The organism is Blastopirellula marina, from assembly GCF_002967765.1.
Classification (GTDB): domain Bacteria; phylum Planctomycetota; class Planctomycetia; order Pirellulales; family Pirellulaceae; genus Bremerella; species Bremerella marina_A.
The window spans coordinates 598,766-616,525 of the sequence record NZ_PUHY01000010.1 but is presented as its reverse complement, the minus strand read 5'-3'; the positions used below and the strand labels follow the sequence as shown (position 1 = coordinate 616,525).

The 17,760-nt window shown below is 53.1% G+C and carries 19 protein-coding genes; 6 read left to right on the top strand and 13 right to left on the bottom strand.

Going from position 1 to position 17,760, the window contains the following annotated elements; all coding sequences use genetic code 11:
• Positions 1-3 precede the first annotated feature (3 nt).
• From C5Y83_RS13565 to C5Y83_RS13540, 6 genes are all read right to left on the bottom strand, one after another.
• Positions 4-1,248, bottom strand: coding sequence for a GspE/PulE family protein (locus tag C5Y83_RS13565; protein ID WP_233207212.1), 1,245 nt, complete (start codon positions 1,246-1,248; stop codon positions 4-6).
• Positions 1,229-1,588, bottom strand: a complete 360-nt coding sequence (locus C5Y83_RS13560) for an STAS domain-containing protein (RefSeq protein ID WP_105330270.1) — start codon at positions 1,586-1,588, stop codon at positions 1,229-1,231. The genes C5Y83_RS13565 and C5Y83_RS13560 overlap by 20 nt, the downstream gene beginning before the upstream one ends.
• Positions 1,589-1,723: 135 nt before the next feature.
• Positions 1,724-2,500, bottom strand: a complete 777-nt coding sequence (locus C5Y83_RS13555; RefSeq protein ID WP_105330269.1) for an SDR family NAD(P)-dependent oxidoreductase — start codon at positions 2,498-2,500, stop codon at positions 1,724-1,726.
• 103 nt (positions 2,501-2,603) lie between these two features.
• On the bottom strand, positions 2,604-3,665 hold the full coding sequence (locus tag C5Y83_RS13550; protein WP_233207211.1) for a 3-isopropylmalate dehydrogenase: 1,062 nt from the start codon (positions 3,663-3,665) through the stop codon (positions 2,604-2,606).
• Positions 3,666-3,925: 260 nt separating this feature from the next.
• Complete coding sequence (locus tag C5Y83_RS13545; protein WP_105330267.1) at positions 3,926-4,240, bottom strand: hypothetical protein; 315 nt, start codon at positions 4,238-4,240, stop codon at positions 3,926-3,928.
• 358 nt (positions 4,241-4,598) lie between these two features.
• Positions 4,599-4,877 carry a ferredoxin family protein gene (locus tag C5Y83_RS13540; RefSeq protein ID WP_105330266.1) on the bottom strand — a complete coding sequence of 93 codons (279 nt, stop codon included), beginning with the start codon at positions 4,875-4,877 and terminating at the stop codon, positions 4,599-4,601.
• Between the two features lie 281 nt (positions 4,878-5,158).
• Here C5Y83_RS13540 and C5Y83_RS13535 point away from each other — a divergent pair, with 281 nt between their 5' ends.
• Positions 5,159-5,530 (top strand): hypothetical protein, encoded by a 372-nt coding sequence (locus C5Y83_RS13535; RefSeq protein ID WP_105330265.1) that lies wholly within the window; start codon positions 5,159-5,161, stop codon positions 5,528-5,530.
• A gap of 28 nt (positions 5,531-5,558) precedes the next feature.
• Here the strand turns inward: C5Y83_RS13535 and C5Y83_RS13530 are convergent, their stop codons facing one another.
• From C5Y83_RS13530 to C5Y83_RS13520, 3 genes are all read right to left on the bottom strand, one after another.
• Positions 5,559-6,755 (bottom strand): hypothetical protein, encoded by a 1,197-nt coding sequence (locus C5Y83_RS13530; RefSeq protein ID WP_105330264.1) that lies wholly within the window; start codon positions 6,753-6,755, stop codon positions 5,559-5,561.
• 23 nt (positions 6,756-6,778) lie between these two features.
• Positions 6,779-7,276 (bottom strand): hypothetical protein, encoded by a 498-nt coding sequence (locus C5Y83_RS13525; RefSeq protein WP_105330263.1) that lies wholly within the window; start codon positions 7,274-7,276, stop codon positions 6,779-6,781.
• A 319-nt stretch (positions 7,277-7,595) separates the two neighbouring features.
• Positions 7,596-7,832, bottom strand: coding sequence for a hypothetical protein (locus C5Y83_RS13520; protein ID WP_146117773.1), 237 nt, complete (start codon positions 7,830-7,832; stop codon positions 7,596-7,598).
• Between the two features lie 522 nt (positions 7,833-8,354).
• Here C5Y83_RS13520 and C5Y83_RS13515 point away from each other — a divergent pair.
• The 3 genes from C5Y83_RS13515 (at position 8,355) to C5Y83_RS13505 (ending at position 12,061) form a co-directional block, all read left to right on the top strand.
• Entirely contained in the window at positions 8,355-9,866 is a 1,512-nt protein-coding gene (locus C5Y83_RS13515; protein ID WP_105330261.1) for a 2-isopropylmalate synthase, read from the top strand.
• A 192-nt stretch (positions 9,867-10,058) separates the two neighbouring features.
• The gene (locus C5Y83_RS13510) at positions 10,059-10,799 is read left to right on the top strand and encodes a class I SAM-dependent methyltransferase (RefSeq protein ID WP_105330260.1); all 741 of its coding nucleotides are present in this window, start codon (positions 10,059-10,061) and stop codon (positions 10,797-10,799) included.
• A gap of 92 nt (positions 10,800-10,891) precedes the next feature.
• Entirely contained in the window at positions 10,892-12,061 is a 1,170-nt protein-coding gene (locus tag C5Y83_RS13505; RefSeq protein ID WP_158262354.1) for a serine hydrolase domain-containing protein, read from the top strand.
• 35 nt (positions 12,062-12,096) lie between these two features.
• Here C5Y83_RS13505 and C5Y83_RS13500 read toward each other — a convergent pair whose 3' ends face one another.
• The 4 genes from C5Y83_RS13500 to C5Y83_RS13485 form a co-directional block, all read right to left on the bottom strand.
• A complete protein-coding gene (locus C5Y83_RS13500) occupies positions 12,097-13,002 on the bottom strand; it encodes a phosphodiester glycosidase family protein (protein WP_105330258.1) in 906 nt (301 codons plus the stop codon).
• A 163-nt stretch (positions 13,003-13,165) separates the two neighbouring features.
• The gene (locus C5Y83_RS13495; RefSeq protein WP_105330257.1) at positions 13,166-13,711 is read right to left on the bottom strand and encodes a hypothetical protein; all 546 of its coding nucleotides are present in this window, start codon (positions 13,709-13,711) and stop codon (positions 13,166-13,168) included.
• A gap of 3 nt (positions 13,712-13,714) precedes the next feature.
• Positions 13,715-14,740, bottom strand: a complete 1,026-nt coding sequence (locus tag C5Y83_RS13490) for a hypothetical protein (protein WP_146117772.1) — start codon at positions 14,738-14,740, stop codon at positions 13,715-13,717.
• 252 nt (positions 14,741-14,992) lie between these two features.
• Positions 14,993-15,487, bottom strand: a complete 495-nt coding sequence (locus C5Y83_RS13485; RefSeq protein WP_105330255.1) for a DUF420 domain-containing protein — start codon at positions 15,485-15,487, stop codon at positions 14,993-14,995.
• A 275-nt stretch (positions 15,488-15,762) separates the two neighbouring features.
• Here C5Y83_RS13485 and C5Y83_RS13480 point away from each other — a divergent pair, with 275 nt between their 5' ends.
• Positions 15,763-16,512 (top strand): hypothetical protein, encoded by a 750-nt coding sequence (locus tag C5Y83_RS13480; protein WP_105330254.1) that lies wholly within the window; start codon positions 15,763-15,765, stop codon positions 16,510-16,512.
• Positions 16,513-16,531: 19 nt separating this feature from the next.
• On the top strand, positions 16,532-17,755 hold the full coding sequence (lpxB, locus tag C5Y83_RS13475; RefSeq protein WP_105330253.1) for a lipid-A-disaccharide synthase: 1,224 nt from the start codon (positions 16,532-16,534) through the stop codon (positions 17,753-17,755).
• The last annotated feature ends 5 nt before the right edge of the window (positions 17,756-17,760 follow it).

The following is a 17,760-nucleotide window of genomic DNA, read 5'->3' as shown; positions in this document are numbered from 1 at the left end:
GAACTAAGGTGTTGCTTCCAGATCGAGATACTCGACCGGGACGTTCTTGAGCACTTCTTCCATGCTGGTTTCCCCCTGGGCAACTTTCAGCATCGCCGCTTTGCGGAAGGTGATCATGCCGAGTTGTTCGGCTGTCTTCTCCAGTTCGTGGGTGGGACGTCGGGCAATAATCGCTTCTCGTAAGATGCGACCGATGGTCACCATTTCAAAAATGGCCGTTCGCCCGCAGTAGCCTTCATTCTCGGCGGACAGGTCGGGGCCATAGAATGACGTTCCCTGCCCTTCTTCCAGCAGCGGTTCAATATCAGCGAACGTGTTGCCAGTATCACCCAGTTCGTATTGAACACGCGTGTTCGGATCGAGCTTGCGTACCAGTCGCTGGGCAATTACACCGCGAAGGCAGCTTGCCAGGAAGAACGGATGGATTCCGTAGGCGAGCATGCTTTGCACGGCACCTGTCGCGACCGGAGCGTGAAGCGTGGCGAACACAAGGTGACCACTGTTCGCGGCCCGGACAGCGGTGAGGGCCGTTTCCTTATCCCGAATTTCACCGATCATGATGATGTCGGGCTGTTGGCGAATCACTCCTCGCAGTAAGTCCGGGAAGTCCAAACCGATCTTTAAGTTGACCTGCGACTGACGTATACCAGGCAGCGAGAATTCAATCGGATCTTCCAGTGTGTTGATCTTGCGATTGCCGTCGTTCAAATGCTGTAAACAGGCATACAACGTGGTCGTTTTACCGGTACCCGTTGGACCTGTGACCAACACGAGGCCAGATTCTGACTGGAGCATCTCCATCAATGCTTGGCGATCGTGCCGTCCCAGGCCGATCTCGTCGAGCGAGAGAAGGTTCGAGCTTCGATCGAGTAGACGGAACGTGAGGTCTTCCCCTTCGCGAGTTGGGATGATGCTCATCCGAAGGTCGATAATCTTTTCGTCATCGCGATAGAACCAGCGACCGTCTTGCGGACGGCGACGTTCGGCGATATCGAGACCGGCGAGCGCCTTGGCGTAGTTCAACAACTGACGCCCTTCGTTGACTGGAAGGGTGGTGATTGGTTTCATCCGTCCCCAGAGCCGCATCGAGATCTGGTACTCGGGATCACCGGAGAAGACGAAAATATCGCTTGCGCCGACCATGTGACAATGCTCGATCAGAAGCCGCATCAAGGCATCCGGTTCGAGAGTGGTCGCGTCAATGTTTGAGAATTCGATACCGTGAGGGTTATTCTTGGGAAGTGACACCGGCGAGTTTCTCCGCTTCCGCGGCATTGGCCGCGCTATCAAAGACTAAATCCATACGCATCAATCGAAAGACGTTTGCGACGACTGGAGGAGCTGAGTAGCAAATCATGCGCCCTCCGTTTTCCTTGAACTTCTTATGACAAACAAGCAGCCAACCAATTCCGCTGGAATCGATCATCTCGGTATCGCGAAGGTTCAATAGAACATTTTGCGAATACGCTTCCGCGCCAAGAAGTTCCGCTATTCGATCAACGTCGCGCGTTGTCGCGTCTTGCGTAACCTTGCCAAAGATGGCGACGTGGACAACGTTATCCTTGGAGGAGGTAATTTCTAAGTTCATGGAAAAGCCAGATCGACATGCTGTGGTTGCCGGAAAGCAACAGGACAAAAGGAGGTAATGTCTGGGGGGCGTCCGGTGTTCCTAGGAGGGAACAGGCCTGGGCATGAGGGGGATTCCAGGCAGGCGATGAGGAATCTAATCAAAGGTGCGACAAGTTAAACCGCCATCGGCGAGGATCGTCGTACCTGTAATGTAAGCTCCCGCGTCGCTACCAAGCAATAAAGCTGGGCCTACCATATCAATAGTTTTTCCCCATCGCTTAACCGCCGTACGATCTGCGAAGCGTTGTTTCTGCTCGTCATTCAATAGGCTCATCGGCAAATCCGTCGCGATTGGGCCAGGGCAAATGCAGTTGACGGTGATTCCGAAGGGGCCAAGTTCTAAAGCATGAGCTTTGGCCATGCCGATAAGCGCAGCCTTCGTACCTGAATAAAGACCACGGCCTGGATTCGAGGCCAAAGCCATCACGCTAGAGAGGTGGATAATCCGCCCCCACTGCCTCTCTTTCATGTCGGGGACAACATGTCGAGCGAGCCGCATGCAGGCCGTGAAGTTAAGCTCGAGAACCTGATCCCAAGTTTCGTCATTGGTTTCCGTCAGAATTTCGGGCCGATTGGTTCCTGCGTTATTGATCAGAATATCGATGCCTTGAAAGTCTTTCAGCACATCGATTGCCATCGCATCGACCGCTGCCCGATCACCCATGTCACACACACGATAACCGACGCGTCCACTAAGTCCTTGACCGATCTCGTCCGCGGCTGTTTTCAGTTCATCTTCGTGGCGAGCCGTAATACAGACATCGGCGCCACATTCGGCGAAGGCTCTTGCGAGCATCTTCCCAATTCCCTTGCTCCCACCGGTAACGAGAGCGGAGCGGCCCGTTAAATCGAATAGACTTCGAACAGACATGGTCGGCTGCCTCCTGCGAACGGGATTTAGATAGGATTGGCCTGGCTCAGTGAATAACGTTCACGGAGCCAGGCAATGTTCGGCCGCCTTCCAAGATTTTGTCTTAGGAAAGCGCGTCGACGACCAAATCGCCCACTTCGGTGGTGCTGTAGCCCATCTTCCCTGCACTCTGGCTTTTCATCTTAGTGCCAGTGACGGTTTGGATGGCCTTCATCACGCGAGCTCCAGCGGCTGGCTGGCCGGTATGTTCCAGCAGCATGGCCGCGGCGCTGATCGCTGCGATTGGGTTGATGACGTTCTTGCCGGTGTATTTCGGAGCACTACCACCCATCGGTTCGTACATGCTCGTACCGCCGGCATCAGGGTTAATGTTCCCACCAGCGGCAACGCCCATACCACCTTGGATGATACCGCCCAGGTCGGTGATGATGTCGCCGAACATGTTGGTGGTAGCGATCACATCGTAGTACTCAGGATTCTTGACCATCCACATGCAGCATGCGTCGACGTGGTTGTAGTCTGGTTCAACGTCCGGATAGTCCTTGGCGACTTCTTGGAACGTGCGCCAGATCAGGTCGTGTCCGTAGGTCAGCACGTTGGTCTTGGCGACCAGCGTCAGCTTCTTACCTTTAGGATTGTTACGCTTTTGGGTGTACTCGAAGGCCCAACGCAGCCAGCGTTCGCAACCCTTGCGCGAGTAGATCGCCGTTTGGGTTGCGACTTCGTCGGCTGAACCCTTCTTCAGGAAACCACCGATGCCCGCATAAAGGTCTTCGGTGTTTTCGCGGACGACGACAAAGTCGATGTCTTCTGGGGTCTTATCCTTCAGTGGTGTTTCCACGCCCGGGTAGAGCTTAACTGGACGCAAGTTGATGTACTGGTCCAACTGGAAACGCAACTGCAGCAGCAGTCCTTTTTCCAAGATACCGGGTGCCACGTCGGGGTGGCCAACGGCCCCCAGGAAGATCGCGTCGAACTTCTTCAACTCGTCGACGGCGCCTTCCGGCAGAATTTCACCGGTCTTCAGGTAGTGATCACCACCGAAACCAAAATCGGTCTTTTCGACGGTGAATCCTTCCAACTTGGCGGCGGCGTCCATCACTTTCAAAGCTTCAGCGGTGACTTCTGGCCCGGTTCCATCTCCACCAATAACGGCAATCTTCATGTTCGGCATCTTTTCGGAAGGTGAGGTGTTGAGAAATGAGCGATCGCAAGGGACTTGCCCAGAGCTAGATCGACAACGCTCCGGCACGATCAAACCTTCAGTTTATCCGTCATTCCGGGCAGGAACAACGGGCCAAAGCCGCTAGATCAGGCCACTTCCGGCAAAGCGAACAGAGAGATTGCGGCTCGCGTTTGGGCGTGTTAAGTGAACCGTTTGCCCTAACGCATGTGTTGTCCTGGCCGATAGGCAGTCGCGGGAAATCAGTTTTCGCTGAAGGATATCGATGCTGCAGGCACATCACGGCCAACCGGATCGATCATGAATCGCTGATAGCAGTCGCGGCAGACACGGAAGTCCCGCTCCGGCTGATCGTCATGCAAGGTTGGATCTGGAATTGGGTAGACCTGTTCGAGGGTGTCGGCCAACACCGAGAGGTTGTCTCGGTCGGTGTCTTCGAAATCGACTTCATCGAAGTGGGGCTCAATCTCCAGGAAGGCAGTGAAACGAATGACGAAGCATGGCTCACTGCTTTTGTCAAAAACTTGCTGGCAGCACTGGCAAGTAAATTGACTCATCAGAAAAGTCCTTCTGTTTTTCTTTCGAGAAGGCCGCATGATGGAGCGGCGAATTAGCACTTTTTCATCCTAACCCGGCGTGACAATCGGAAGCAATACGAGTCTGACGAATAAAACGCATGCGGGCGTTTCGTTCGAAAATATGCGTTAAATCGACTTGACTTAATAACAATCAGAGGTTCGTGTTTTGCTTTTTAAACGACGTTATTGTTCGTGAAGTAAGCATTATAGAACCCCGTTTGTACGGCCGTATTCGTGAACAATTGTTACGAAAAAAGCCACAACTTATTCAGTTGTGGCTTTTGAATTATTGGCAACGTCGGAGGGGCCTGAAGTAGAACCCTAACAGACGTGGCGATTACTGATCGGCCAGTGGCGTCTTCTTTTCGGTGATGACTTCGCACTGAGGAGCCATTTCAGCATTCAGTTCGACGAAGCCGTTCCACTCTTCCGGAACATTGTCTTCATGGAAGATGGCTTCAACCGGGCATTCCGGCACACAAGCTTCGCAGTCGATGCATTCTTCGGGATGGATGTAAAGAATCTTGTCCCCTTCGTAAAAACATTCGACGGGGCACACAACGACGCAATCCGTGTACTTGCAGTTAAAGCACGGTTCGCAGACTACGTGAGTCATTCTTTATATCTCCTGGCCAATGGATTGGCGCTGTTGAAAACAACTTTCTCGATTCGGGGCAGCACAACTTGGGCTTGCCCCAGATTGCAAGTCGCGTCTATGAAAGGTATTGACGTGACCGTCTTTTGGTTTTTATTCCTGTCTCAACAAGGTGTCAAGGCAACATACGGCCATTTAGGGCCCGATTCCAACCTAAAACCAGTATTGAGCTTAAGTCTCAGCTAGTTTAGTTTTCTGATGCCTCATTTCGCCTGTTTTAAAAGCGCACGGAAGCGTTTGCTATGAAATCTAGTTCGGCTGACTTGCAGTTGTTGGATGAGCTTTTCAGCTCCCCTGCCCTCCACTGGCGACGTTTTGTCGATCGTTATGCCAGCACGGTCGTTCAAGTCGTTCAGCATTGCCGACAAACGCAGAAGTGGACGCTGACCAGCAAAGAGGCTGATGAAGTGGTTGTGAGCGTTTTCGAGCAATTGGCAGAGAATGACCTCGCAATCCTCCGCCGTTTCGACACTGCCAGTAGCTTTACCACTTTTTTGACGGTCGCATCCCGGCGAATTGTCGTACAGGAATTGCAAGATCGAGGAGCCGAACAGCGGATTCAAACGGCCCTGAAAGACGCCTCTTCTGAGCGGCTGCAAATACCTGGCACCTAGAATATCGCCTTGGTTGGCAGCAAGTGGTCTACCGCATCCCTCGAATAGGCGGCGAGTTGAATTCTTCACGGGCAGCCGTTTCGTAAACCGGCCGAACCGCTGTGAACTGGCTCGATGGTTGATTCATGCTAGGAGCAGTGTTGGCTCCCAGCGGGTAGCCTCCACTGGATGGATATTGAGGTGTGATCTGCGGCTGCGTGCTGGTAGGAGCATACGGATCGAATTGGCCTCCACCCGGATATGGCTGTCCGACCGGTGCCGGTTGTTGGCCAGGATAGGGTTGACCAGTGGGAAGTGGTTGTCCGGTGCTCGGGTAAGATTGGCTGGTTGGCTGATACTGTCCGCCTGGTAACGGCTGACCAGACGGAAGAGGCATGCCACTGTTACCGACCAAGTTGATCTCGGGCACGTCCGGTCGATGCGGCTTGGCAAAGGTTCCGTTTCCTTCGGTCAACTGATTGATGCGGTAGCCGATGATTTGAATGGAAAAGTCTGCCCCAGACTTCGGTAAGCGAATGTCGACTTTATACGGGAGTGAAACGTTCGAGTTGGGATCGTAGCGGTAGTTGGATGCCATGGCCGAAGCGATCGGCTGGCCCGCCATGTCGTACATGTGCTGTTCTAGGACATAGCCGTACTGCTTGTCGATCACCGTGACTTTGGTGATTTGTCCGGCGGACGAAGTCATCGTGGTGCGAATTTCATAGTTGCCGGTCGCTGTTGGGAATGGACCTTGGTGGTAATCGTTGGGGTCAAATCGCGCCAGCCCCATTGCTTGTGCGACCCAGCTTGGTTCCACCGGCAGAATAGTCTTGGCCATTGTTTGTTGGAATTCGTCGTGTCGAGCGTACATCAGGCCAGGCGACTCGAATCCCCGCCCCCAGACCCAAAACTCTTGGTCGTTACTTCCCAAATCCAAGAGTTGCCCCGTTAACGCCGTCTCGCCAATCATGCGAAACTTCATCGGAGGCATCATGTAAATTTGGGCGCGAATCGAAGGAAAACCCTTCAATCCGAGCGTGGCACCAGTCGATTCAAGCGACTGCACTCGCTGCGTGTTCATGTTGACCTGGGCCATGAGTTGCTCCATCGTCGGAGCGGTCTCGAACACGACCGGTGGCTGATAAAGAGGATCGACCGGACGCATCAACTGCGGGCAGCCGGCGCCACAAGCCAAACCAACAAGCAATATTGCGGCGACCGAATGCAGTTGAAAGTGTGTCACAGGCGCATCCTTGCGTTGTGGGGTTATTCGGCCGGAGGATCGCCCGATTGGAGCAGCGAAGTCAGCTCGTTCTGAATCTCAACAATACGATTGGCGGTCGGTTCTACCACGGGAATCTTGTAAGAGCCTTCTCGTTTGAGGCCGACCAACACCAAGCGTTCAACTCCGTCTTCGCCCTTCTCGGTATCGTCGAGACGGACGATCTTGCGGCGTACCATGAGTAATGCCACCACGTAAGCCGCATCTTGATGCTGGGGATCTTGCAGCAACCGCTCGAAGTGATCGAGCATGATGTCGTGCGGTGCCCAACTGATCTTGTTCGTCTGTGGATCGGGCATGGTTGCCTTCCACCAACAAATGGCATTCTCCGGTGGGCCCTCCCACGCTTCTTTGCTGAAATCTTGCCGCACAACCTCGGATCCATCCGGGACTAAGACCGAATAATACAGATCGCCCGGGCGCAGTTCACGCGCTGTGGCGTGGCACTTTCGGGTACAGCGTTGAATGTCGAAGTCGATCATGGCAGCCAAATTCCAAAATATGGGGGCGGCAGATCGTACGGAAATCGAGCGGATGGCTCAATATGGACGTGCAGAGGATGCTATCGCCTATGCTAGCAGGCATTCAGCCGAGTTCTTGGGAGAAGATAGTTTTTAACCACCGATTTCACGGATAGGCACGGATAAAAGAGAGCTCGACGTAATTGTTACTTCCTGGCCGTATTCGGTTAGCGTTTCGGGTTTCAGGCGATTGATACGTCGAAGCGTTTACTTCGGATTCGTTTCGACCTCTCATTCGCGCCCATCGGTGGAATCCGTGGTCTTCATTCGAATTGTTTTTTTAATACGCCGTAAAGAAGCGGTTATTGCTGCCCCCGTGGCCGATTTTTACGCGGACCTGCTTAGCACATTTAGGGCAATTGCCGACATAATGTGTGCCGTCTTTGTTTTGATAGATCCGGGCGTAGATACTGCAGCAAGCGAACTTGATTCCCAGGAAGGGGCGTACTTGGCGGGAAGACTCCCCTTTTGGTTGGTCTGGTTCCGGGTCGCTGGTGACGTCCAAGCGTTCATTCATGACATAGGAACTCCACTTTTTGCCCGCCTTTGGCAATTGAATTAGAGAAACTGATTCCATTCATCGGTCACCGATCGGATCGGTTTTCGCTGTTTTGTGGTTAAGGTCCCAGGAAAGGCGTTTCTACGGCAATTACGCCGCCTTGACCGAACCCGACCGCGGGAGTAGAGTCATTCATAGCAAAACAACTCAACTGCGAGCAAGATTTAATGAATCTAAACCTCCTACTGCTGCAACTGCTGCTAAGCACCCCTGGGTGTTAGGGAAGGTTTCGCGTTCGCATTATAACGAGATTACCAAAAGCCCTAAGGCCCAACGCCTTAGGGCTTTTTTTGTTGATTTGAAATCGATTGATTGATTTGAAGTAGGCGAAGTTTCCCATGTCGATGCCCCCCAAAATCGAAGTTCCTGGAGTGGCCAGTTCTGCCCGCCAGCTCCTAGTCGCGCCGGCTTGCGGCCGGCTCTTCGATTTCAGCGACATTTAAAACCCAACGAAACACCGATCAAACACACATCTATCCCATGAACGATACCATCAAAATCTTCGATACCACCCTCCGCGACGGCGAACAGTCTCCAGGTGCCAGTATGAACCTGGCCGAGAAGATGGAAATCGCCCAGGCCTTGGTCGACTTGGGGGTCGACATTATCGAAGCTGGTTTCCCGATTGCTTCGCCGGGGGACTTCGACTCTGTTAAAGAGATTGCCTCGAACATTCGCGGCGCCTCAATTTGCGGCTTGGCCCGCTGCAATCCACGCGACATCGAGCGGGCCTGGGAAGCGCTCAAGCATTCCAGTCAGCCTCGGATTCACGTTTTTCTGGCAACCAGCGCGATTCATCGCGAATTCAAATTGCGAATGACACCCGAAGAGATCATTCAGCGAGGTATCGACTCGTTGAAGCTGGCTTCTTCGTTGTGCGATGACATCGAGTTCTCGCCAGAAGATGCTTCGCGGACCGAGCCAGACTTTTTGTGTCGCGTGGTCGAAGCGGCGATCGACGCCGGCGCGACTACGGTCAACATTCCTGATACGGTCGGTTACGCCACGCCGAATCACATGCACAAGATCATCGCCGATCTGAAGAATCGCGTGCCGAACATTGATAAGGCTGTGATCAGCGTTCACTGCCACGACGACCTTGGCATGGCGGTCGCCAACAGCTTGGCCGCCGTTGAAGCTGGGGCTCGCCAGGTTGAATGTACCATCAACGGCATTGGTGAGCGTGCCGGCAACGCCTCGCTAGAAGAAGTCGTGATGGCCCTTCGCACTCGACACGACTATTACAACGTCGAATCGAAAATCAATACGCGTCGCCTGGTGCCGACGAGTCGGTTGCTTTCAAATATCACCGGCCTTCAGGTGCAACGCAACAAGGCGATCGTTGGTCGTAATGCGTTCGCTCACGAGTCGGGCATTCATCAGGATGGCATGCTCAAAGAGCCGACCACGTACGAGATCATGCGGCCAGAAGATGTTGGGCTCGAAAAGACGGACCTCGTGCTCGGAAAACATAGCGGTCGGGCTGCCCTCTCCGATCGTGCCAAAGCGCTTGGCTATCATTTGTCGGCCGAACAGCTTCAAGAAGTGTTCGACGAGTTCAAGAAACTCGCCGATAAGAAGAAGGAAATCTACGACGGTGATATCGCTGCCCTTTGTGATCAACAGATTCGCGGTGATGCCCGCCAGGTATGGGTTCTGGAATCACTTGACGTCAGCCATGGCACGGGCAAAGAACCTTGCGTGAAGATGACACTCAAGCATGGTGAAGAAACCAAGTCGGCCGAAATCACCGAAGGAGATGGCCCGATCGATGCCGCGTTCTGGGCGGTCGAACGCATTACCGGAGTACCACTGACCTGCAAAGATTTCCAGGTTCGCAGCGCAACCCTTGGTCGTGATGCGCTAGGGGAAGTCACGGTCGAGATTCAATCGGACAAGAAGATTGTCCGAGGTCGAGGCAGTTCGACCGATACGGTCCAAGCCACGGTTTACGCAATTCTGGACGCCGTGAACCGGATTTGTCAGATGTAAGTGAGTTGACTACCACTTGTCGACCCAACTCATTGCCTGCGGGACCTTTTGGTTTCGCAGGCTTTTTTTGTACCTGGTCTGAAGTTGCCAGTCTTCCGCTTTCAATGGGAGACGGACAAGTTCTCTATCGGATCGGAAGTTAGTGGTATGCTGATATCGATTCATTCCTTCATGCATCGATAGGAGTTGGTCGTGAATATCGGAGACTTTTCGCGGCAAGCAGACGCCTACGAGCGTTCGCGGCCAGGCTATCCACTCGATTTCTTTAAACGTCTTATGATATTGGCGGAAGTTGAGCCTGGCGATCTAGTCGCTGACGTCGGAGCCGGCACGGGCATTTCGACTCGGCTTCTTTCGGGACTCGGACTTCATGTCACGGCCATCGAGCCTAATGCGTCAATGCGTGCAAAGGGTAACGATTCCAGGGCTACCTGGGTCGATGGAACCTTCGAGTCAACTGGCTTGCCGGATGCTTCCCAGGACTGGACTGTGGCTGCGCAAGCGTTTCATTGGGCAGATGTTCCACGAGCATTGCCGGAGATGCGTCGTATTCTCCAGCCAGGCCGTTTGTTTACGATGTTATGGAACGATCGGGCAATGGAGCATTCTGAGGTACTGCGTTGGACGTCTGAGGCAATTCAACGACATGTCCCTGAGTTTGACGAAGCGTACCGTAATCGACCTTGGGATGAGATCCTGGAGTCAACTGGCGACTTTCAGTTCGTGCAAAAGGATAGTGAGTTGCACATCGTGCCGATGTCCCGTGAACGATTCTTAGATTTGTGGAAAAGTCATAACCGGTTGAATAACATTGCTGGGCCAGAGCGATTTGAATCCTTTCATTCCGAGTTATTGAATTACTTGGTTGAGCACCGCATCGATACCATCGATGTTGCGTATCACTGCCAGGCATGGTCGGCTCGAAGTCTCTAAGCTGCCAGTATTTTCAACTGCAATGTTTGAGCGTACACCAAGCGATCGATATGCTTGGTCTGACCACAAAAAATTCTGCCAGGAATATCGCGATGATTTTGTCTCGACTGTATCGTTACTTGCCTTTGTTGCTGTCTGCAATTCTTGTCTGCTGCTCACAAGTCACGGCCGAGATGCCGATAGTTGGCAGGCCGGCGCCCGAGCTTGGCAAGCTCGACGAAGCAATGCTCGAGTTTATGAAGGAGAACGATATCTCAGCCGGTTCGTTGTCGGTGATGAAAAATGGGCAGATCTTGATGCACCATACTTACGGATGGCAGGATAAGCAGCGGACGGAACCGATTCGTGAAGATGCCATGTTTCGAGTGGCCAGCGTGACCAAGCCGTTTACTGCGGCGGCGATTCGTGAGTTGATTCGTCGTGGGCAGATCTCACTCGACTCGAAGGTGTTTCGCCTGCCAGGTTCCACGGACGGAATTCTGAGATATGAACCTCTGGGCAAGCCTGACCCACGACTTAAAGACATCACGGTTGATCATTTACTACAGCATCGTGGAGGCTGGGATCGCGATATCGTGGGGGACCTGACGTATCGTGAGAAACAAATTGCCCAAGCATTTGGCGTTGCGAGTCCGCCTGGCCGTGAGAAGACCGTTCGCTACATCATGGGGCAGCCACTTCAGCACGATCCGGGGACGAAGCGTTCGTACTCGAACATCGGTTTCCTTTTACTGGGGCTAATAGTGGAAGAAGTATCAGGGCAAAGCTACCAGCAATACCTCCATCGGCATGTCATGCACCCGGCCGGAATTGCTTCAAACAATTGGCTGTTGGGGCGAACGTTTAAGAAAGATCAGAGCCCGCGAGAGCCGTATTACGACAATAACGAGGTCGTTGATAACGTTTTCTACCCGACTCACAGTACAAAACGTCAGGTCAAGCGGCCGTATGGGGGCTTTGATGTCGAGGCTCGCACGAGTCAGGGGCGACTTGTCGCCAGCGGTGTTGCCATACTGGGTTTTCTCGATCGTTATCAGGTTAACGGACCGAACATCGGCGGCCCTCGCCCTGCTCCAGGCAATTGGAAATGGAATCATAGCGGTTCGTTACCAGGAACGAACGCCGTGGCCCGACAACGTGGTGATGGAATAAACTTTGTGGTGCTATTCAATAAGCGTCCTGAGGGTGGCAACTACGCGACAATGATGCGCGAAAAGTTGGATGCCCTTTTCGATGAGGGAGAGGTTCTCTCGGGCAACTAGCAATTCACGCATTAGAATAACCCCAGGTCAGCGAACTATTGAAGAGCTGTTTTAGCCCGAACACCTAACATCACTGGAATCGGTCGATGTTTGCCGCCGGATGGTCGATTAAAAGCTTTTAGTTCATCGTCAGCCTCGTCGTGGAACATCATGATCGAACTTCCGCCTCCATCTAAGTTGATTGCGTTGGCACAACCATGTGATTGCATGAACTCGGCAAGTTCGTACAGCGTTACTCCTTCACTGTAATCTTTCCGCCGACCGTCGATCACTACCAGCAACAGATAGCGGCCTGAGGCGTCGAGTCCGATTGCCGTGCGTGGGTGTAGATCTTTATCTTTTTTGCGAGCAATTTCGCCATCGATCAATAAGGTCGAAACAAACCGGCCTACTCCTTCGTGGATGGTGGCATCAGAAGCAGGAATATTCAGATGAGGTTTAAGCTTGTCGTCTTGCCAAAATGCGGCTTCGCCTCGTGTGCGATTCGGTTTTGATTCGGACTGACTTCGAACGATGCCGTTACTTACCGCTAACCCGACGATATCAACTGGCATCCCGAGGTAATAGCCTTTCTTCTTGTCTTCTTCTCGCACTGCCCCAAATGCGTTGGCGTTGATGCCAACGATGGCGTTGAACTTCTTCATGTGCGTTTCCGGCATCGCCAAAGAAGCCTCTGCAGGGCCGTTCCCATCAGGGTCGTCTTCCATCATCACGACGCACTGGTAGTTGGGATTCAGAAGATCAATCCGCGCGAGCGAAGCGACAAGTGGTCGTGGCGAGTCGAGCTTCTCTTGCCAGAGATAAATCAGTGAAGGCTCTTTCGACGATTCGACTTCCGGAGGAAAACTCCTTACTAAAAGAGCCTCTTCCGCGAAGAGTACGCTGCTCATTGCAATCGCACAAAGAAGCGTGAAGACACGGTACGTCGAGGAAAGAAACATGGTGTCAGCTCAAGAGGTTGGGATTCCGCTTTGTCGTTGCCGCGGAGGCATACACCCAATTCTAACAATTGCCTGACTAAGAAACGCTGTAAACCAGATGCGAATGTACAAGCAACTTCGGAATTTAATACTTGTTTGTCTAAGGCGATGAATTGCATCAATGTTAGGGGCGATCTGCCGTTAAGGTGTCACAGCGTGTGACCCAATAGATTTGCTTGTGAATACTTTTTTCAAGTTCAGTGACCCAGCATTGGGCGTCACGATACGTGGTTGGGTTCCCCATCGACAAAGGATTGCCGTCGTCTCCCTGACGCATTACTTGGTAGTCTCGATGCGTGAGGAGCTCAGGCATTGTTTCTTGGAACCGTATGAACATTGATTCACGGTCGATTTGGAACATCTCGTCAGGGAAAATGCGAAGCGATTTTTTCCAATGACGGAGGTGCCGTTCGACATGCTGCGGGCAGAATACGTCGGCGGAAACGACTCCACAATTCCCAGGGTGATGAAAATACTCGAAGACAAGCTTTAGGCCGCAGGCGTATTGCACTCCCCAATAGTCCGCTAGTCCCAGGCCAGGTTCTTCTTCGATCATTGGTTCAGCGTGATAGAACGCCCTTGCTTCCTCGCGATCGATCCATACCTCGGCAACGGTGAACCATGGGCGGTCACGACTACCGATGATCTTCGACATGTCCAGGTGTTGCATTGGTCACTCCCGAATGGTTTCGTATGCCACCATGTCGAGCTTCTTCGTTGACAACAGAAGGTCTTCCGGTGCGACGAGTTGACCTACCGACGGACTTCCTACACAGGCGATTAACTCGCCGTCAGCGTCAAACAATGCGAAGTAAGGATCTGCCGAAACGCCTGGGACACGCTTGCGCGGATCGAACTCGGCATCCACTTCCCAACGGTCGTACATCTCGTTGTCACCGCTGCTCTTCATGATCGTGACCGGACGATGTCGCGTGTCGAGATAGAGACTATACTCGGCCTTGCCTTTTGGGTTTAAGTGGGTGTTACGACTTTTTTCTTTCGCATCTTCAAAGGCAACCGCAGCCGTTAAGTGAATTTGATTGATATTGCCGACGGATGTGGTGCTGGAATCGAGTTCATCGAGCTTCGTGATTACCTTTCCATCGCGACCGACCAATTCTAAAGTCGAGGCGGTATCGATTGCTTCACTGCCAATTCGTTTATCGGATTCATAGATCACGATCTTAAACTGTGATGCCTTCAGTAATTCCTGCTCCGGTCCGCGAAGCACTAAGCTTCCAAGTTGTGTCGGTCCATCGTTGGGCTCCATCTCGGCGTCTTGCTGGCAGCATCCAACCAGTTTGCCATTGTCATCGAAGAATACCGCATGAAACGCCGCATACATTTTGGTGTCCGTTGGGTTGGTAACATCGGCCAACGGATTGATACACCACTCGTCGCCAATAAACGGGGCGCACGAGATTCGTACCTGATATTTCAGTTGGCCTGCCATCTCAAATTCAAACCGGTTGTCTTGCCCGTGCTGGGGTGCGTCGAAGGTACCTTCCGCGCTAAGGCGACGCGTGGTCCCGGTGTGCTTTTTAGGCGTCGTATCGATAACCGTACTCGTGCTGCTACTCGGCGACGAACTATCAGAATTGCTTGGATTACTAGTCGTGGGTGAACTGGTTGGTTGGCATCCAGCTAAATAGCCAAGTGCGAATAACAGTAGTGTCGCGGGGGTGTGATAACGGGACATGGAACTCGCTCCTTGTTCAATGTTCGGGGCGTTCTCTTTATGCACCGTTCATCCTACCTGACTTGCCGTGCGATATCACGATGATTCGTGGCGATCCCTTTTTCGTAGAAAGACGCCGCGAGATGTGATCGTGACTGCCTTGGGATGCCGTTTACAAGAATGGCAACGCAGCGCACGCTCAAAGCTGCGGCAGCCAACCTTCCAAGCCCGGCAGGTTGTATCCTCAGCAAGATAAACTTGGCTTGGCGATTGTTACGCAACAAACGCGGCGTAGTAAAACACCCAGCCAGTGACCGCAGTCAGTAGCATGCCGATCGCGGCCAGGCGAGCCCAGAAGATGTGAGTGTTGCTATAGGGGCTGGGGGCAGCTGGATTGGGAAACTTGGCGAGTCCATGCCAGATGACAAAGATCCAAAGCAGCGGCGTCGGGATAGCGAACAAGAGATGGAAGTAAAGTAGTCCCTTGACCGTTCCCATCCCGTAGCTGGACGGCTCGGCCAAGGCTTGCCAGTCGGTGAAGAATCGCATGTCGATTTCAAAGGCCAGAACTGCCAATAGTAGCACGACCCCGGTGACGACTTGGATCCATTTGTGGACTTCAAACATTCGGCGGTAACGAACCAGGTAAATGCTGGTGCCTAGAATCAGAATGATTCCGAACATGGCCAAGAAGACGAAATCGATCATGATCGACCCGCGAGTTGGCAGAAATCCGGCGTTTTGAGCTATCAGAGTCATTGCGTTCATCAATTCGCCCCTTGGCGAGCGGTAGAAATTCTAGTTTGGGGGTCGCTCGCCTCGTAACTGTATCGTCATGCCCCGATGATATCAGGGACGAAAATCTTTCCCAGGTGGGCGGATCTTCAGCTTTCTTGCGGAGTTACGACATTCCGCATCCTGCTTGCTAGCACCACGAAAGGTTTCGGTGGCTTGCTCCGGGAAACTGACCTGTTGGTGATTGGCCCGTTTTGGCATACTCTCGCCCGATTATTTCCCTGGATCCGCTTTTTCCGAGGAATTTCATGCGCCAACTGTCACTGTTCATTCCCTACACCGACTGGAACGATTCGATCCGTCAACAGGTGGAGTCGATGGACGACGTGCTGCGCTCTATGAATGTTCGGAGCGAGATCATTTTGCTTTCTCTGGCTGCCGACTGCCAGGACACCCCGACTGGGCTTGCTCAGCGGGAGGGTATTCGGCGCGTGGAGATTCGCCGCCCAAGGACTTACTCATCCGCCCTGTTTTGCGGGACTCAGGTTGCGGAAGGAGAGTTAGTCATTCACTTGCCGGCCGAATGTAGTATTCCAGACTCGGTATTGCGAGGAGTACTGCAGCAATTGATCCAGCAGGATTTAGTCCTTGTTTCGACAAGTGATAATCAGGCGTCTGCCGTATCGGTCGTTTCCGACTGGATACAGCGACGCATGGGGAATCCAGCCCGATTGGACGTTTCGCGGCTAATTTGGGGAGCTCGTCGTGAAGCATTGACTCGCTTGCCACAGATACAAGGGTTGAGCCGCGGCTTACCTTTACTAGTTGGCATGTTGGGTTATCGCGTGGCCTATTGTGCTTCCCCTGTGATCGGTGGCCAGCCGAATCAGGCTTCCCCACTTCCCGATTGTTGGTCCTGGAAAGATTGGGCCGGGCACCGCTGGTTGCAACAGCGTTGGACCCAAGTCGATTTCAGCGAAGTAGGCGCGAGCACGAATATCCTGCCGGATCTTCGTGTGGCGTTCTTCGAAGACGAATCACGACGCAAGGCGGGCTAGAGCGAGGTTGACGGAACCGATGGAGATATTTTTCAGCGTCGGCGAACCAAGCGGCGATTTACACGGCGCGAACTTGATTCGCGCGCTTAAATCGCGCCGACCAGACATCCGATGCGTTGGCTACGGCGGGCCGAAGATGGCCGAAGCGGGTTGCCAACTGCACGAAGACCTTACGCGCTGGGCCATTATGTGGTTCCTGCGTGTATTCTTGAACTTACACAACTTTATTGGCTTGATGTTGCGAGCCAATCGTTACTTCCGCGACCACAAGCCGGACGCGGTTGTGTTGATCGACTATCCCGGTTTCAACTGGTGGATTGCTGCCAGAGCCAAGGCGAACGGAATTCCGGTGTTCTATTACGGGACGCCCCAAATCTGGGCTTGGGCCGGCTGGCGAATCGGCAAGATGCGACGGTTGATCGATCACGCTCTTTGCAAGCTACCCTTCGAAGAAGGTTGGTATCGTGAACGTGGTGTGAATGCAACGTACGTCGGACATCCTTACTTCGATGAACTTGAGAATCAGCATCTCGATACGGACTTCTTGCGACAACAAACGGAAAACACGGCACCTTTGGTGACGCTACTCCCTGGGTCGCGAAGTCAGGAAGTAACCTCGAACTTGCCCGTGTTTCTCGAGACTGCTCGCAAGATTCAGAATGAGGTCCCAGGCGTCCGGTTCGCAATTGCCGCGTTCAACGATCGCCATGCCGCACTCGCTTTCGAGCATGTGCTGGCCAGCGGTGTGGAAGCGGAGGTCCATGTCGATCTGACGCCAGAACTGATTCACAGCGCTACATGCTGCCTGGCCTGTAGCGGCTCGGTTTCGCTCGAGCTGTTGTATCACGAGAAGCCGGCGGTGATTCACTATCGCATCAGTCGAATCGCCAATTGGGTACAAAGCAAATTTCGTAAGGTGAAATACATTACGCTGGTGAATTTGCTTTCACGTGATGACCTGTTCTACGAGGACGGTTATTACACCTACGATCCAGACGCCCCAGGTGCAGACGAAGTCGTTTACCCTGAGTACCTCACGTATCGCAATCGTAGCGACGACATGGCACGGCGAATTGCCGGTTGGTTGAAAGAACCTTCTTCGACCCGGTGCATGGTTCAACAACTACGCACTTTAAAGGATCGCGTGGTTGGCCAAGGGGCGTCCAGCCGCGGTGCCGAGTATATTCTCTCGCATATGGAAGAAGCTCGGCGTGCGAAGTCGAATCCATCGAAAGCGGCCTAACCTGG

Bases quoted from the DNA above. Each gene is read 5' to 3' on its own strand.
- C5Y83_RS13480 (WP_105330254.1), top strand. From the start codon at position 15,763: ATGCGCCAACTGTCACTGTTCATTCCCTACACCGACTGGAACGATTCG.
- C5Y83_RS13540 (WP_105330266.1), bottom strand. From the start codon at position 4,877: ATGACTCACGTAGTCTGCGAACCGTGCTTTAACTGCAAGTACACGGAT.
- C5Y83_RS13495 (WP_105330257.1), bottom strand. From the start codon at position 13,711: ATGCAACACCTGGACATGTCGAAGATCATCGGTAGTCGTGACCGCCCA.
- C5Y83_RS13505 (WP_158262354.1), top strand. From the start codon at position 10,892: ATGATTTTGTCTCGACTGTATCGTTACTTGCCTTTGTTGCTGTCTGCA.
- C5Y83_RS13560 (WP_105330270.1), bottom strand. From the start codon at position 1,588: ATGAACTTAGAAATTACCTCCTCCAAGGATAACGTTGTCCACGTCGCC.
- C5Y83_RS13515 (WP_105330261.1), top strand. From the start codon at position 8,355: ATGAACGATACCATCAAAATCTTCGATACCACCCTCCGCGACGGCGAA.
- C5Y83_RS13500 (WP_105330258.1), bottom strand. From the start codon at position 13,002: ATGTTTCTTTCCTCGACGTACCGTGTCTTCACGCTTCTTTGTGCGATT.
- C5Y83_RS13485 (WP_105330255.1), bottom strand. From the start codon at position 15,487: ATGAACGCAATGACTCTGATAGCTCAAAACGCCGGATTTCTGCCAACT.
- C5Y83_RS13535 (WP_105330265.1), top strand. From the start codon at position 5,159: ATGAAATCTAGTTCGGCTGACTTGCAGTTGTTGGATGAGCTTTTCAGC.
- C5Y83_RS13520 (WP_146117773.1), bottom strand. From the start codon at position 7,832: ATGAATGAACGCTTGGACGTCACCAGCGACCCGGAACCAGACCAACCA.
- lpxB (WP_105330253.1), top strand. From the start codon at position 16,532: ATGGAGATATTTTTCAGCGTCGGCGAACCAAGCGGCGATTTACACGGC.
- C5Y83_RS13550 (WP_233207211.1), bottom strand. From the start codon at position 3,665: ATGAAGATTGCCGTTATTGGTGGAGATGGAACCGGGCCAGAAGTCACC.
- C5Y83_RS13555 (WP_105330269.1), bottom strand. From the start codon at position 2,500: ATGTCTGTTCGAAGTCTATTCGATTTAACGGGCCGCTCCGCTCTCGTT.
- C5Y83_RS13490 (WP_146117772.1), bottom strand. From the start codon at position 14,740: ATGTCCCGTTATCACACCCCCGCGACACTACTGTTATTCGCACTTGGC.
- C5Y83_RS13545 (WP_105330267.1), bottom strand. From the start codon at position 4,240: ATGAGTCAATTTACTTGCCAGTGCTGCCAGCAAGTTTTTGACAAAAGC.
- C5Y83_RS13525 (WP_105330263.1), bottom strand. From the start codon at position 7,276: ATGATCGACTTCGACATTCAACGCTGTACCCGAAAGTGCCACGCCACA.